At 44.4% G+C, this 15,964-nt stretch carries 16 protein-coding genes; 8 read left to right on the forward strand and 8 right to left on the reverse strand.

Annotation, left to right across the window (positions count from 1 at the left end; all coding sequences use genetic code 11):
• The first annotated feature begins 113 nt into the window (after positions 1-113).
• The 5 genes from ffh (at position 114) to rplS (ending at position 3,716) form a co-directional block, all read left to right on the forward strand.
• Positions 114-1,496, forward strand: a complete 1,383-nt coding sequence (ffh, locus tag R7Q41_RS11665; protein ID WP_005385423.1) for a signal recognition particle protein — start codon at positions 114-116, stop codon at positions 1,494-1,496.
• A gap of 209 nt (positions 1,497-1,705) precedes the next feature.
• On the forward strand, positions 1,706-1,954 hold the full coding sequence (gene rpsP / locus R7Q41_RS11670; RefSeq protein WP_005379962.1) for a 30S ribosomal protein S16: 249 nt from the start codon (positions 1,706-1,708) through the stop codon (positions 1,952-1,954).
• A gap of 29 nt (positions 1,955-1,983) precedes the next feature.
• Complete coding sequence (gene rimM, locus R7Q41_RS11675; protein ID WP_005379964.1) at positions 1,984-2,532, forward strand: ribosome maturation factor RimM; 549 nt, start codon at positions 1,984-1,986, stop codon at positions 2,530-2,532.
• A 27-nt stretch (positions 2,533-2,559) separates the two neighbouring features.
• Positions 2,560-3,321 (forward strand): tRNA (guanosine(37)-N1)-methyltransferase TrmD, encoded by a 762-nt coding sequence (gene trmD, locus R7Q41_RS11680; protein WP_005385420.1) that lies wholly within the window; start codon positions 2,560-2,562, stop codon positions 3,319-3,321.
• A 41-nt stretch (positions 3,322-3,362) separates the two neighbouring features.
• Positions 3,363-3,716, forward strand: a complete 354-nt coding sequence (gene rplS, locus R7Q41_RS11685) for a 50S ribosomal protein L19 (RefSeq protein ID WP_005379971.1) — start codon at positions 3,363-3,365, stop codon at positions 3,714-3,716.
• A gap of 481 nt (positions 3,717-4,197) precedes the next feature.
• Here rplS and yacG read toward each other — a convergent pair whose 3' ends face one another.
• The 8 genes from yacG to nadC form a co-directional block, all read right to left on the reverse strand.
• Entirely contained in the window at positions 4,198-4,392 is a 195-nt protein-coding gene (gene yacG / locus R7Q41_RS11690) for a DNA gyrase inhibitor YacG (protein WP_017635922.1), read from the reverse strand.
• 158 nt (positions 4,393-4,550) lie between these two features.
• Positions 4,551-5,291, reverse strand: coding sequence for a cell division protein ZapD (gene zapD, locus R7Q41_RS11695; RefSeq protein ID WP_005373086.1), 741 nt, complete (start codon positions 5,289-5,291; stop codon positions 4,551-4,553).
• Between the two features lie 27 nt (positions 5,292-5,318).
• Positions 5,319-5,933 (reverse strand): dephospho-CoA kinase, encoded by a 615-nt coding sequence (coaE, locus tag R7Q41_RS11700; RefSeq protein WP_213880942.1) that lies wholly within the window; start codon positions 5,931-5,933, stop codon positions 5,319-5,321.
• Entirely contained in the window at positions 5,934-6,803 is an 870-nt protein-coding gene (locus R7Q41_RS11705) for a prepilin peptidase (protein ID WP_258634733.1), read from the reverse strand.
• Positions 6,804-6,867: 64 nt separating this feature from the next.
• A complete protein-coding gene (locus R7Q41_RS11710; RefSeq protein ID WP_318144503.1) occupies positions 6,868-8,091 on the reverse strand; it encodes a type II secretion system F family protein in 1,224 nt (407 codons plus the stop codon).
• A gap of 23 nt (positions 8,092-8,114) precedes the next feature.
• Positions 8,115-9,800, reverse strand: coding sequence for a type IV-A pilus assembly ATPase PilB (pilB, locus tag R7Q41_RS11715; protein ID WP_318144504.1), 1,686 nt, complete (start codon positions 9,798-9,800; stop codon positions 8,115-8,117).
• Between the two features lie 5 nt (positions 9,801-9,805).
• Entirely contained in the window at positions 9,806-10,279 is a 474-nt protein-coding gene (locus R7Q41_RS11720; protein ID WP_065274839.1) for a pilin, read from the reverse strand.
• Positions 10,280-10,540: 261 nt separating this feature from the next.
• Positions 10,541-11,428 (reverse strand): carboxylating nicotinate-nucleotide diphosphorylase, encoded by an 888-nt coding sequence (gene nadC, locus R7Q41_RS11725; RefSeq protein WP_238952113.1) that lies wholly within the window; start codon positions 11,426-11,428, stop codon positions 10,541-10,543.
• 92 nt (positions 11,429-11,520) lie between these two features.
• On the opposite strand from nadC, the gene ampD reads away from it, so the two are divergent.
• The 3 genes from ampD (at position 11,521) to aceE (ending at position 15,957) form a co-directional block, all read left to right on the forward strand.
• Entirely contained in the window at positions 11,521-12,072 is a 552-nt protein-coding gene (gene ampD, locus R7Q41_RS11730) for a 1,6-anhydro-N-acetylmuramyl-L-alanine amidase AmpD (protein ID WP_005386614.1), read from the forward strand.
• A 405-nt stretch (positions 12,073-12,477) separates the two neighbouring features.
• On the forward strand, positions 12,478-13,245 hold the full coding sequence (pdhR, locus tag R7Q41_RS11735) for a pyruvate dehydrogenase complex transcriptional repressor PdhR (protein WP_005379989.1): 768 nt from the start codon (positions 12,478-12,480) through the stop codon (positions 13,243-13,245).
• Positions 13,246-13,293: 48 nt separating this feature from the next.
• Positions 13,294-15,957, forward strand: coding sequence for a pyruvate dehydrogenase (acetyl-transferring), homodimeric type (gene aceE, locus R7Q41_RS11740; protein ID WP_005386612.1), 2,664 nt, complete (start codon positions 13,294-13,296; stop codon positions 15,955-15,957).
• Positions 15,958-15,964: the final 7 nt, after the last annotated feature.

Here is a 15,964-nt window from a genome sequence, read left to right on the forward strand (position 1 = left end):
TACCGCACCATATATAAATAGAGACAAGAATAGGACAGCGGTACGGGTATGACTCAGACCTTGGCTAATGTATACTCACACTAATTAATCGCCATTTTAGCGAAGAGACAAAGATGTTTGAGAATTTAACGGATCGATTATCCAAAACGCTGAAAAATATCAGTGGCAAAGGTCGTCTGACCGAAGACAACATTAAAGAAACCCTACGTGAAGTCCGAATGGCTCTACTTGAAGCTGACGTTGCGCTTCCGGTCGTTCGTGAATTTGTGAACCGCGTTAAAGAAAAAGCGGTGGGCGTAGAAGTTTCTAAATCTCTGACTCCAGGTCAGGAATTTATCAAGATCGTTCAAACAGAACTTGAAGCCGTAATGGGTGAGTCGAATGAGGCGCTAAACCTTGCCGCTCAACCACCTGCTGTGCTTCTTATGGCAGGTCTACAAGGTGCGGGTAAAACCACATCGGTAGGTAAGTTATCTAAGCTTCTAAAAGAACGTGACAAGAAGAAAGTTTTGGTTGTGTCTGCCGACGTTTACCGTCCTGCGGCAATCAAGCAGCTTGAAACACTGGCATCAGACATCGGTGTTGACTTCTTCCCATCATCACCAGACCAAAAGCCTATTGATATCGCCAATGCAGCGATTGACCATGCGAAGAAAAAATTCTACGACGTACTTATTGTTGATACCGCAGGTCGTTTGGCAATTGATGAAGAGATGATGGGGGAGATCAAAGATCTTCACGCAGCTATCAACCCAGTAGAAACGCTATTTGTTGTTGACGCCATGACGGGTCAAGACGCAGCAAATACAGCAAAAGCCTTTGGCGATGCGCTACCTCTTACCGGTGTAGTTCTAACTAAGGTTGATGGTGATGCTCGTGGTGGTGCGGCACTTTCAGTACGCCATGTCACGGGCAAACCAATCAAATTCTTGGGTGTCGGTGAAAAAACTGACGCGCTAGAACCGTTCCACCCAGATCGTGTTGCTTCACGTATTCTTGGCATGGGTGACGTTCTGTCTTTGATTGAAGACCTACAACGCAACGTTGACCAAGAAAAGGCAGAAAAGTTAGCGAAGAAGTTCAAAGAGAAGAAAGGTTTCGACCTTGAAGATTTCCGTGAACAGCTAGGCCAGATGCAAAACATGGGCGGCATGATGGGGATGATGGATAAGCTTCCTGGAATGTCCCAGCTACCAGACAATGTGAAAGACAAAGTCGATGACAAGATGTTCAAACAGATGGAAGCGATCATCAGCTCCATGACAATGAAAGAACGTCAACGCCCAGAAATTATCAAGGGCTCGCGCAAGAAGCGTATCGCGGCTGGTTCTGGTGTGCAGGTTCAAGATGTAAACCGCTTACTAAAACAGTTCACCCAAATGCAGAAAATGATGAAAAAGATGCAAAAAGGTGGCATGAAAGGCATGATGCGCAACATGCAAGGTATGATGGGCGGCATGGGTGGTGGCGGTGGTTTCAACCCATTTGGTCGTTAATTAATCGATCACGCATAGATTCAGGGTGTTAGGTACGTCACAAACTTTAAATTCAATTTATGTTGGTGAAAAAGTAACTAAACTCCTTGCATTGCTCCGGGAGAAGAGTAAAATTCCGGAGCTTTATTTTGGCACGAGACCCCAAACTGTTTAATTTCTTGAATGGTTTTTGGGGTTAATTTTATTTTTGAGAAAGCAAAGAGGACGACATGGTAACCATTCGTTTGGCACGTCACGGCGCTAAAAAGCGTCCATTTTATCAAATCGTAGTAGCGGACAGCCGCAACGCTGCAACTGGCCGTTTCATCGAGAAAGTTGGTTTCTTCAACCCAACTGCTAAAGGTCAAGAAGAAGGTCTACGTCTAGACCTAGACCGCGTTAACCACTGGGTTGGTCAAGGCGCGTCAGTATCTGACCGTGTTGCTAAGCTAGTTAAAGACGCTCAAAAAGCGGCTTAATTTTTTACTTGAAAAGTAGAAACTAGTTTATGTCGATGAAAGGTAAAGAAACAATGAGCAACGAAAAGATTGTTGTAGGCAAGTTTGGTGCTACTTACGGCATTCGTGGTTGGCTTAAGGTTTTTTCCTACACAGACAATGCTGAAAGCATTTTCGATTACAGCCCTTGGTACATTAACCAAAAGGGCAAGTGGGTTGAGTACAAAGTAGAAAGCTGGAAGCGCCATAACAAAGGTATGGTGGCTAAGCTGGAAGGCATGGATGTTCGTGAAGACGCGCATCTAATGACGAACTTTGAAATTGCTATTGACCCTGCGGTACTTCCTGAATTGTCAGAAGATGAGTTCTACTGGCGCGAATTGTTTGGGATGCAAGTTGTAACTACTAAAGGTTACGATCTAGGTGTCGTTACTGACATGCTAGAAACTGGCTCAAACGATGTTCTGGTTGTTAAAGCAAATCTTAAAGATGCTTTCGGGCAGAAGGAACGATTAATCCCGTTCCTTGAAGAGCAAGTGATCATTAATGTTGATCGCGAAGCTCAACGGATCGAAGTTGACTGGGATCCTGGATTCTAATCTCCAAAATTACAGAGCGAGATAAACATGTGGGTTGGCGTTATTAGCCTTTTTCCAGAAATGTTCCGTTCTGTTACTGATTTTGGAGTAACAGGTCAAGCGGTTAAAAAAGGTCTTTTGTCGATTGAGACTTGGAATCCTAGAGATTTCACTCACGACAAACATCGCACAGTCGATGACCGACCTTACGGTGGTGGCCCTGGTATGTTAATGATGGTTCAGCCTTTGCGCGATGCCATTCATACCGCGAAAGCAGCCTCACCGGGCAAGACGAAAGTCATCTACCTTTCTCCTCAAGGTCGCAAGCTCGACCAGAAAGGAGTGGAAGAACTGGCAACGAATGAGAACTTGCTTCTGATTTGTGGTCGTTATGAAGGGGTAGATGAGCGCATCATTCAATCTGAAGTCGACGAAGAATGGTCGATTGGTGATTTTGTGATGACGGGTGGTGAGATACCAGCCATGACGTTAATCGACTCTGTCTCTCGGTTTGTTCCGGGTGTACTAGGGGATTTCGCGTCAGCAGAAGAAGACTCTTTTGCAAATGGCTTGTTAGATTGCCCTCACTATACGCGTCCAGAAGTATTGGATGACAAAGAGGTACCAGCGGTACTGATGTCAGGCAATCACAAGGACATTCGTCAATGGCGACTCAAGCAGTCGTTGGGCCGTACTTGGCTAAGAAGACCAGAGCTCCTGGAAAACCTAGCTCTGACTGACGAACAGGAACAATTACTTGCTGAGTTTGTTAATGAGCATAAAGCCATTAAAGAACATAACGCAAAGTAACCTAATTTATTTAGTATCAGTTTATTCTAGGAATTTAAAAAATGAGTAACATCATCAAAGCTCTTGAAGAAGAGCAAATGAAATCAGACCTACCTAAATTTGCACCAGGTGACACTGTTGTAGTTCAAGTTAAGGTAAAAGAAGGTGACCGTGAGCGTCTACAGGCTTTCGAAGGCGTTGTAATCGCAATCCGTAACCGTGGTCTACACTCTGCTTTCACTGTACGTAAGATCTCTAACGGTGAAGGTGTTGAGCGTACGTTCCAAACACACTCTCCAATCGTTGATAGCATCGAAGTTAAACGCCGTGGTGCAGTACGTCGTGCCAAGTTGTACTACCTACGTGAGCGTTCTGGTAAGTCTGCTCGTATCAAAGAGAAACTTGCTAAGAAGTAATGCTATAACTAGCGTTCTCATCTTAAACGGAGTCCTTTTAGGGCTCCGTTTTTTTATTTGTGTAATTAGCTTGCTCGTTTCTTTTCACCCGACCTGAACTGTCGATGCTCATGCATTGATGTACACTCCACGCCTCTGCCTTGCTGTGAATAGATTCCTGATGTCGCTATGGCTCCTCGGAATGACAGGAAATGATGGTCAAAGATTATAGAGTACCGTGGTTAAAATTCGTCATTTTGAAGGCGACGAGGAGCGTGATTCTGAATCTACTAGTCGAGAATGCAATTGTTTAAGTTGTTAGCTTCATCTTTGCTGTTAGTAGATCCTTAATGTCGCTATAGCTCCTCTGAATGATGGGAATTGATAGCCAAAGATTACAGGGTACCGCGGTTAAAATTCGTCATTCTGGACAGCGACGAAGGAGCGTGATTCAGATTCCCCAAGAAGGAACCTAGGATCTTCCTTTACCCTAGGTCTCAATTTAGTACTGATCTTCAGACCAGCCATCACTATCGGACATATCGGGTGCGCCCGGGATGGTGTTTTCTTCATCTGCCCATTCACCAAAATCAATCATTTGGCATTGTTTACTGCAGAAAGGGCGATGAGGGCTTTGTTCTCCCCATTCTACGTCGGCGCCACATTGTGGGCATTGAACGATGGTAACTTTAGACATAGTTGAGCGTCTCATTACTAATTGGTGTTAAAGGGTAGTATACCTAAATGAATTCAAGATGGCTTATTCAACGCGCTATTGCTGCTACGAAATTTTATCCAATATACGCGCAATAAAGCGTTGAATTTTAGATTATGGAGGCGAGGCGTAGTGTCGTCTTAGCTGCACACTGCAAGTTCAAATTCAATATCTTGTGTGCACGCTTGACCGTTTTCAAACGACATGAACTTGATCGCAAAGCGGTTTTTATGGCCTGAAATCATAGGATACACGCCATATTCCATTGGGATGTGAAGTCTTAGAATGTTGGCTTCATCAGCGTCGCTTTGGAAGAAACCTGCACGACCGATTTGAGCTTTGAAATGTCCGGTCTCTCTAGTGAGCTTTAACCATAACGAAAGCGCATCAGATAAGGGCTTTAAGCTTGCTTGCCACTGTTGTGCATCACGCTTTTTACGTTCAATAGGTAGATGAAGCCAGTAGTGTAATGCTGGCAGATCAAAACAGCATGAACCACCCGGTAGATTAAAGCGTTGACGGATAGAGCTTAGGAAGCGATCTTCTTTTAATGCTTGGCCAAAACGTTCAGCACCCATTAGTTGGCTATGAACGACATCTATCTCTTGTAGTAGGGTATTTAATGCGTCTTGATCGACACCATCAACATTGAGCCAATGGCGGTACGACAGCCGCTGCTTCTCAAGATCTTTAGCCAGTTCACTTTTCAGTTGGATTTGTTCGAAGATCTCAACCATATCGAATAACGCACGGAAAAACAGTTGATACTGATGATTTTCGCTAAACCCAGAGGCCAAGTGAGCCTGACGCAGCAGAGACTCCACTCTTAGATAAATACGAGTTTTCTCATTTAACGGATGTTCAAATTTGTGCGTGGTCATCGACATAAGCCTTTGTGAGTTTCGTTCCTATTTTCGCAGATTTTTCTTACACATGGCTAGGTACTTTTCGTGCAAATCTGTGATTTGAAGCAAAAGATCAGGGTCACTTGGATTATTCTTAACCACATCGTCTGCAAGCGCGAGCCTTTGCTCTCTTGATGCTTGAGAGGCAAGGATGGCGCGAACTTGATCTTCACTCACATTGTCTCGTTTCATCGTGCGAGATATCTGTGTATTCGGTTCTACATCGACGATAAGAACGCGATCACACAAACTATCTAGCTTGTTTTCTACGAGCAACGGCACCACAAGTAACGCATACTCTGAAGTGACTTGCTGCAAATCTTCGATCATCTTTTCACGAATTATCGGGTGCAACAGTGCGTTGAGCCATGCTTTTTCATCTGAATTCGAAAAGATTTTTTCTCTCAGCTTTGCGCGATCTAAAGTTTGGTCTTCACGAACGATATCGTGACCAAAGTGTTCAATAATCGCGTTTAGGCCGGGAGTACCTGGCTCGACAACTTCTCTTGCTACAATGTCGGCATCGACGATATCGATTTTAAATTGTTGTTTGAACAGATTCGCGACGGTTGTTTTTCCACTAGCGATACCACCTGTTAAACCAATAACCAAAGCCATTTACACTCCTAGAACTGAAGTAAAGTACCAGTTTAAAATCTGGTCGCCCCAAATTAAGCTTATCCAACCAGCAATTGCTAAGTAAGGACCGAAAGGGAAAGCTTTTTCAATTCCCTGCTTTTGCAAGCGTAGTTGAATGATGCCAAATACGATGCCAACCACAGAAGAAAGTAGAATGATCATCGGCAGTGACTGCCAACCTAGCCAAGCTCCTAGTGCCGCTAGTAGTTTAAAATCACCATACCCCATTCCTTCTTTACCGGTAAGTAACTTAAAGCCCCAGTAAACGGACCAGAGACATAGGTAACCAGCAATAGCACCAATGACAGAATCTTGTAGAGTAACAGGACTTATTTCGACTAATGCTAAGGCAATGCCAGCCCAAGTTAATGGTAATGTTAATTGGTCAGGTAACAACATAGTATCGAGATCGATAAATGTTGCGGTGATTAAGATAAAAGTGAAAAAGAGTAGGGCAACGGTAAAGTAACTAAAACCAAAGTGGTAAGCGACAAAGCCTGAGCAGAACGCAGTGAGCAGTTCAATCAGTGGATAGCGTGCGCTAATGGCTGTCTGACAGTTGTGGCATTTGCCTTTTAAAAGCAGCCAGCTAATCACAGGGATGTTGTCTCGAATACGTATCGGCGTTGCGCACTTCTGACAGGAGGAGCGTGGGACGCTCAAGGTCAGCACTTCTTTAGGAGGTTCTATTTTGTATTCAGGAAATGACTCGGCACATTCGCGTCGCCATTCTAGTTCCATGATTTTAGGTAGTCGATAAATAACCACATTGAGGAAGCTACCCACGATCAGACCGAAGATGGTGGCAAACACAACGAATAGCCAAGGGTAGTACTGGAATACTTCCATATTTGTCTCTTGAGCGATGAGTGAAATCAGCAAGATGCTGTTTTAAAGGAGTTAACAGCTCATTCTAGCCCAATACACTCATTAAGTTAAAGATTGGCAAGTACATTGCTGTCACTAATCCGCCAACAACGATACCTAAAAAAACGATAATTAGTGGCTCTAGAATTTTACTAAGGTTGTCGACGGTGTTGTCGACTTCAAACTCGTAGATTGTTGCAACTTTATTGAGCATATCGTCAAGTCGACCAGACTCTTCACCGATCATAACCATTTGTAACACCAATTCAGGGAACACATTACAGTTGCGCATGGCAACATACATTGGCATACCTGCGGCGGTATCACGGTAAACTTCTTCTATAGCGAGTTGATAGTGTAAGTTTCCTGAGGTTTTTGATGTGGTTTTTAAACTGGTTAGAATTGGAATGCCCGCTGTAAAGCTCGTGGCGAGTGTTCGACTAAATTTGGCGATAGCGGCTTTTGATAATACGGGCCCGAGGACAGGAAATTTAAGCACAGAGCGATTGAGCATTAAGCGAAAAGAATCTGAACGCTTAGAGAGGATTCTCGCTGAGATGAATAGACTGATAGAGCCTAGTGCTATAAATGGGCTCCAGTTTTGTGTCCATGCGGAAAGATCTAACACTTGCCTGGTAAACCACGGTAAGTCAGCACCAAAACCAACAAACATTTTTTCAAACTCGGGAATGACTTTGGTGAGCATGATAAACGACACGCCTAACGCTACTAGCACTACCATAGCTGGGTAGATCAGTGCTTTGATCACTTTCGCACGGAGTTGTTCATTTTTTTCTCGGTAGGTGGCTAAGCGCTCGAATACTTCTGCTAAGTTACCGGATTGCTCACCTGTGGCGATAAGATCGGTATAGAGTGGGTCAAAGTGTTCACTTGCAGTGCGCATGGCTTTTGACATGGGCGTCCCCGCTTCAACGGCGCGTGTCACGCTCATCAAAATGGATTTCATCTCTGCTTTTTTATTGTTTTCTGAGACCAATTTTAAAGCCTGAACTAACGGCACACCAGTTATCAACATCGTCGAAATCTGACGGGTGAACACCGTGATGTCTCTGCCTTTCACGCGATGGCTGAGTTTAGTGAGAAACGAGATACTGCTTTTCTTTAACTTCTTGATCTTGATGTGCTGTGCGTCTAGACGCTCGCGTACTTCAATTTCTGTCATCGCGAGGGTTTGTCCAGACGTCTTTTTGCCTGAACTGTTGATGCCTTTCCAGCGGAAGTTTTTAAGTTGTGGTGTAGTGCTTTTCATAGAGGTGACTGCTGATTAAAGGATTAAAAATAAAGTACGCGCTGTAGTTCACTAAAACTTGTGATCCCTTGTTTGAGTTTTTCTATGCCCGACATTTGTAACGTGCTCATACCATTTGCGATGGCGAGTTTTTCTAGTTCATGTACCGAGACGCCTTTAATAAGCGCTTCGGAAAGAAATTCATTAAAGCGCATCACTTCATAAATCCCCGTTCGGCCGGAATAACCATGGGTACACTCATTGCATCCATCGGGATTGGCTTTAAAAATGTTGTCGCTTGCTTGAATTCCGAGATGTTGTAGCTGAACGGTAAGCTCTTGTGATTTTTTACAGTGCGAGCACAGTTTACGGGCCAAGCGCTGGGCAATGATCAAACTAAGAGAGGAGGCCAAGTTAAAGCTTTCTACGCCCATGTTTGATAAACGAATAACCGTTTCAGCCGCAGAGTTGGTATGCAAGGTTGAAAGTACTAAGTGACCGGTTTGCGATGCTTTTATAGCGATTTCGGCGGTGTCTAAGTCACGAATCTCACCGACCATTACCACATCCGGGTCTTGACGTAAGAAAGAGCGCAGGGCTTCGGCAAAACCAAAACCAATCTTAGGCTGAACTTGAACTTGGTTAATGCCCGATAAGTTAATTTCTACTGGGTCTTCTGCCGTGGAAATGTTGATTTCTGGCTTATTGAGGATACTTAGCCCAGTGTATAGAGAAACGGTTTTACCGCTCCCTGTTGGGCCTGTCATCAGAATCATGCCTTGTGGGCGACGCAGTGCATCCAAGTACAATTGTTTTTGTTGTTCGCTATAACCAAGCTTGTCGATATCCAGTGACGCAGAGCTGCTGTCGAGCAGTCGTAGTACAATTTTCTCTCCGAATAGAGTAGGTAGCGTGGATACACGCATATCAATTGCGGTGTCTTGATTCAACTTGAGCTTAATACGCCCATCTTGTGGTAAACGTCGCTCTGCAATATCAAGCTTAGAGAGGATTTTGATACGAGCGGATAAGCGGCGACTCAAGTGGCTTGGTGGCTGCTGTGTTTCAATTAAGATGCCATCACAGCGCAGGCGCACGCGGTACATCTTTTCATAAGGCTCAAAGTGGATATCGGATGCGCCTTTGCGCACAGCGTCCAATAGAATTTGGTTGATGTAACGGCTAACAGGAGACTCATCTTGGCTCAAGTCTTCAATGTTGTCGATTTCATCTGCGCCCACGTCAACTAGGTTGGCTAACTCTTCTTGGTTGATCTCTTTTAACCCGGACTTCTCATGACTCAATGAACGACCATATAAGCGTCGAATTGCCGCGCTGAGTTGACTAAAATCCCCCAAGACCAATTCAACCTGTAAACCAGTGGCAAAGCGAAAATCATCTTCTGCTTGTTGGTTGGTGGGGTCGGCAACCGCTAATAATAACGTTGAAGGTGTACGCTGGAGTGGGAGTGCGTTATGCCGCGTGATTAATTCCCTAAGGCCAAGTTGCTGACAAAGCGAAGCATACTCGTACTGAGATAACTCGGGCTGATTTAAACCAAAGAGAGAACTTAAGTGCTCAGCGAGTTCGCTTGATGTAAATAATCCAGAACTGAGTAAAGCCTCTGGCATCGAAATGCCAGAAGCTTTGACTTGCTCTATTAACGATTCTTCTTGGGAAAACGTCAGTAACCCTTTTTGGCGAAGAGCCGTGGATAGGTTGGTCAACATTTAAGTTAGTTTGGGCAGTAGTCTGTTTGTGCTTTACCGCCAGCTTTACATGAAGCCCCCCACTCTAAGCCTTGAGTTTTATATGATGCAGCCATGATATATTGCTCGCCTTTAGCAATAGGTCCCTTAACTTCATCAGCTGCTGCAATAACTGCTATCGCACCAGAAACGCTAGCATCTGTGGCTTTAACAACGCTAATTTCAATATTATTCAAAACGAATTTAGCGGGAATTCCATTTTCTTCCTTTACACATTCACTAATAAATGTTGTTTCATTTGAGGCATTCTCATGGGCACATAATTCTACTGCTAATTTGGCTGCCGCAGCTGCTTTTGGAAATTCTGACAATGTCGCTTTCTTAGTATAATTTTGGTAAGCAGGAACTGCGAAAGCAGATAAGATGCCAATAATCGCCACCACAATCATTAACTCAATCAGAGTAAAACCCTGTTGTTTTTTCTGTTTACTGTTTTTCATTTTTAACCCTTTCCTAAAAATTAATAATGCCCTTGCATTAGCGAAGGATTATGGAGACTTCATAAAGGTTGAAAATGGGGAAGATATGGGCTCTCGAGTGAGATAAAACTCTTTGGTGAAAAGTTGCATATCGCATGCAGAGTTTTGCGAGTAGTACTATTTTTTAGTGGATAAAAAGAAAGGGCCAATTGGCCCTTTTAAATGATGAATTACTCACAACTCACTGAGTTGGTTGAAGTAATTTAGATTGTGTTGCTTTTATTATTTGAAGCGCATCGAAAGATCCATCGCTTTTAGATGCTTAGTCAACGCGCCTACCGAAATGTAATCGACACCGGTTTCTGCGTATTCTGCGATGGTCTCTAGCGTAATGTTGCCGGAGTTCTCTAAAGCGGCACGACCTGCGTTAATCGCTACGGCTTCACGCATCATTTCTTTTGTGAAGTTATCGAGCATGATGATGTCGGCACCAGCCTCTATCGCTTGTTTCAACTCTTCTAAGCTTTCCGTTTCTACTTCTACCGGTTTGCCTGGGTTAAGCTCTTTCGCTTTTTGGATGGCTTGAGTGATGCCACCACAAGCAATAATGTGATTTTCTTTAATAAGGTAAGCGTCGAACACACCGATGCGATGGTTAAAGCCACCACCGCAGGTCACGGCGTATTTTAGTGCGCTACGCAGACCTGGAATGGTTTTGCGTGTGTCTAGTAGACGGCACTCAGTATGCGCGATTTTTTCAGCGTACTCTGCGGTAACTGTTGCGCAGCCAGACAGCGTTTGGATGAAATTCATTGCGTTACGCTCACCAGTCAACAGGTCACGAGCAGGGCCTGTCAGCGTGCAAAGGGTTTGGTTAGGTTCGACTTTATCGCCGTCCTTTACGTGCCATTCAATGCTGACCTTGCCACCGAGCTGTTTAAAAACTTCATCAGCCCATGCTTGACCACAGAACACACCATGCTCACGAGTAATAATCGTTGCGGTATTAACCGCATCGTCAGGGATCAAAGATGCAGTAATGTCGTTATCTGCGTCGACACTGCCACCTAGATCTTCTTTTAAGGTATCAGCGACAGAGCTAGTGATCTCTAAAGGGAGTTGTTGTTTAAGGTATTCTAGGCGTTCTTGAATGTTGTGTGTGTTCTTCATCGCAAATCTTGTCTTGAAAGGGAGATGGCAACGAATGATACTCTCCGGTGTCAATAATTTCAGCAGTTAATTTGCAAAGTAGAGAGGTTGATATGCGCCCAATTATCGAGAATGGCTGGCTGACACAAGCAAAGCATGTTCCGTCACCATTTTTTGATGCCCGCTCTGATGTAAACGACATCTCTCTGCTGGTGGTACACAATATCAGTTTGCCTCCTGGGCAGTTTGGTGGACCATATATAGAGGACTTCTTCACTGGCAAGCTAGACCCAAATGAACATCCATTTTTTGAAGTTATTCACAAAATGGGCGTTTCTGCACATTGCTTGATTAAGAGAAACGGCGAGGTTGTTCAATTTGTTTCTTTTCTCGATAGAGCATGGCATGCCGGTCAATCCAGTTTCGCGGGCAGGGAGCGTTGTAATGACTATTCCATTGGTATCGAGCTTGAAGGGACAGAATTTACTGCCTACACAGAAGCGCAATATCAATCACTTGCAGAGATCACTGAGGTGATTATGCAGTCTTATCCTCAAATCACCCCGCCACGAATTACCGGTCATCAATATATTGCGCCCTTGAGAAAAAGCGATCCTGGTCTAAGCTTTGATTGGGTGAAATATAGACTGCTTATACAGCGTTGATTTGTAGCGAAAGTGTAAATTCAAAAAAGCGAAATAAATAAGGCATACGATCAGGTATGCCTTTTTTTGATACCAGAAATATTAATGATTGTTAAAAGTTAACTACATTTTTACGCTCGCACATGCCGTTTTGGTGAATAAATAGACTGATAATTTTGTCATTTTCTGTATTTCTTTTCCAAAACTGCTAGCACGTCGACTTCCCATTTGTATGCTTTATGTAATTGGTCATACCAATTCTATTGCTGTTTTAACAGTCGATTGTTATCAGAGTGTTGGAAGTAAGCTCGTTCTATGATTTAGGTCAATTTTCGGCTGGACAGTGGCGTTTTAATTATGTTAATTTCTGCACCAACTTAAAATTGGTATTACCAATTACCTGCAAGAGTAGAAGAACAATAAATTATGGCTTATCAAAGGATTCGTCAGCCAAAACTCTCTGATGTTATAGAACAAGAGTTAGAAAGGTTGATAGTGGAAGGAACATTGTCTCCGGGGCAACAACTGCCTCCAGAGCGTGAACTGGCAAAACAGTTCGATGTGTCTCGTCCTTCAGTCCGAGAAGCCATTCAACGCTTGGAAGCGAAGCGTTTGTTGACTCGTCGCCAAGGTGGCGGAACATTCGTAAGTGAGAATATCTGGAAGAGCTTTTCAGATCCCTTGTTGAATTTGTTGTCTAGTCATTCTGAAACCCAGCTTGATGTGCTTGAGTCTCGTCATGCGATGGAAGGAATTTCAGCCTACTTTGCAGCTTTACGTGGTACCGAAGAAGATTTTGCGCGTATTCAAGGTTGCCTTGAGCGCATTAGCCAAGAGCAAGCAAACAACGATATCGAAGCTGAATCTGCGGAAGTGATGCAATTTTTGATCGCTTTGACAGAAGCCGCGCACAACGTGGTTTTGTTGCACATTGTTCGAAGCTTAGCACCTTTGCTTGAGCAAAATATTCTACAAAATTTTAAATTACTACGTCGCCGCCCAGAAGCGGTCGAGAAAGTCAGTAAACACCGAGCCAATATCGTGGATGCGATTGTTTCTGGTCAGCCTGAAAAGGCGCGAGAAATGTCCCACTCGCACTTGGCTTACATCGAAGAAACATTGTTGGATTTGACTCGAGAAGAGTCTCGACGAGAGCGTTCTCTACGTCGAATTCAGCAGGGTAATGACTCGTAAGAGCGTTACTTAAATAAGTAGATCCAACCAACAGAAGGATAGATCGCCATGTCTGATATGAAGCATGACGTAGATGCACTGGAAACTCAAGAATGGCTACAAGCGCTTGAGTCAGTTGTACGTGAAGAAGGTCTAGAGCGTGCTCAATTCCTATTAGAGCAAGTTCTAGATAAAGCACGTCTAGACGGTGTTGATATGCCAACAGGTATCACAACTAACTACATCAACACGATTCCTGCAGACCAAGAACCAGCATACCCAGGTGACACAACACTTGAGCGTCGTATTCGCTCAATTATTCGTTGGAACGCTATCATGATCGTTCTACGTGCATCTAAGAAAGACCTAGAGCTAGGCGGCCACATGGCGTCTTTCCAGTCTTCTGCTGCGTTCTACGAGACATGTTTCAACCACTTCTTCCGTGCACCAAACGAGAAGGATGGTGGCGACCTAGTTTACTACCAAGGTCACATTTCACCAGGTATCTACTCACGTGCATTCGTTGAAGGTCGTCTAACTGAAGAGCAGCTAGACAACTTCCGTCAAGAAGTAGACGGAAAAGGTATTCCTTCATACCCGCACCCTAAACTGATGCCTGAATTCTGGCAGTTCCCGACAGTATCGATGGGCCTAGGTCCAATCGCTTCTATCTACCAAGCTCGTTTCCTTAAGTACCTAGAAGGCCGTGGTCTTAAAGATACTTCAGAGCAGCGCGTTTACGCGTTCCTAGGTGACGGTGAGATGGATGAGCCAGAATCACGTGGTGCTATCTCTTTCGCTGCGCGTGAGAAACTAGACAACCTATGTTTCCTAATCAACTGTAACCTACAGCGTCTAGATGGCCCTGTAATGGGTAACGGTAAGATCATTCAAGAACTTGAAGGTCTGTTCAAAGGTGCTGGTTGGAACGTAGTGAAGGTAATCTGGGGTAACAACTGGGATTCACTACTAGCTAAAGATACGACTGGTAAGCTTCTACAGCTTATGAATGAAACGATCGACGGCGACTACCAAACATTCAAATCAAAAGATGGCGCGTACGTACGTGAGCACTTCTTTGGTAAGTACCCAGAGACAGCTGCACTTGTTGCTGACATGACTGACGACGAAATCTTCGCACTTAAGCGTGGTGGTCACGAGTCTTCTAAGCTATACGCGGCATACAAAAACGCGGCAGAAACTAAAGGTCGTCCAACAGTAATCCTAGCTAAGACTGTTAAAGGTTACGGCATGGGTGAAGCGGCTGAAGGTAAGAACATCGCGCACCAAGTTAAGAAGATGGACATGACTCACGTACTACACCTACGTGATCGTCTAGGTCTTCAAGACATCCTAACTGACGAAGCAGTGAAAGAGCTTCCGTACCTGAAACTTGAAGAAGGTTCAAAAGAGTACGAATACCTACACGCTCGTCGTAAAGCGCTACACGGCTACACGCCACAGCGTCTACCAAAATTCACTCAAGAATTCATCGTTCCTGAGCTAGAAGAATTCAAGCCACTACTAGAAGAACAGAAGCGTGATATCTCTTCTACTATGGCATTCGTACGTGCGCTAAACGTTCTACTTAAGAACAAGAACATTGGTAAGAACATCGTTCCTATCATTGCTGACGAAGCACGTACATTCGGTATGGAAGGTCTGTTCCGTCAAATCGGTATCTACAACCCGCACGGCCAAACTTACACACCAGAAGACCGTGGCGTTGTTTCTTACTACAAAGAAGCGACTTCAGGTCAGGTTCTACAAGAAGGTATCAACGAGCTAGGTGCTATGTCTTCATGGGTTGCTGCTGCGACTTCATACTCGACAAACGACCTACCAATGATCCCGTTCTACATCTACTACTCAATGTTCGGCTTCCAACGTGTTGGCGACATGGCGTGGATGGCTGGTGACCAACAAGCACGTGGTTTCCTACTAGGTGCAACTGCGGGTCGTACAACGTTGAACGGTGAAGGTCTACAGCACGAAGACGGCCACTCGCACATTTTGGCGGGTACGGTTCCTAACTGTATTTCTTACGACCCAACATTCGCGTACGAAGTAGCAGTAATCATGCAAGACGGTATCCGTCGCATGTACGGTCCAGAACAAGAAAACGTGTTCTACTACCTAACGCTAATGAACGAAAACTACGCAATGCCAGCAATGCCAGAAGGCGCTGAAGAAGGCATCCGTAAAGGTATCTACAAGCTAGAAACTTACACGGGCGACAAAGCGAAAGTTCAGCTAATGAGCTCTGGTACTATCATGAATGAAGTACGTAAAGCAGCTCAAATCCTAAGCGAAGATTACGGTGTTGCTTCTGATGTTTACTCTGTAACGTCATTCAACGAACTAACTCGCGATGGCCAAGATGCAGAGCGTTTCAACATGCTTCACCCAGAAGCGGAAGCGAAAGTACCTTACATCCAAACAGTAATGGGTACTGAACCTGCTATCGCAGCAACTGACTACATGAAGAACTACGCAGAGCAGGTTCGTGCATACATTCCTGCTGAGTCTTTCAAAGTTCTTGGTACTGATGGCTTCGGTCGTTCAGACAGCCGTGAAAACCTACGTCGTCACTTCGAAGTGAACGCAGGTTACGTAGTAGTAGCAGCGCTAACTGAACTAGCGAAACGTGGCGAAGTTGAGAAATCTGTAGTTGCAGAAGCAATTAAGAAATTCGACATCGACACAGAGAAAACAAACCCGCTATACGCTTAATTAAGAA

Source organism: Vibrio sp. 2096 (genome assembly GCF_033339595.1).
In the GTDB taxonomy this organism is placed as follows: Bacteria; Pseudomonadota; Gammaproteobacteria; order Enterobacterales; family Vibrionaceae; genus Vibrio; species Vibrio alginolyticus.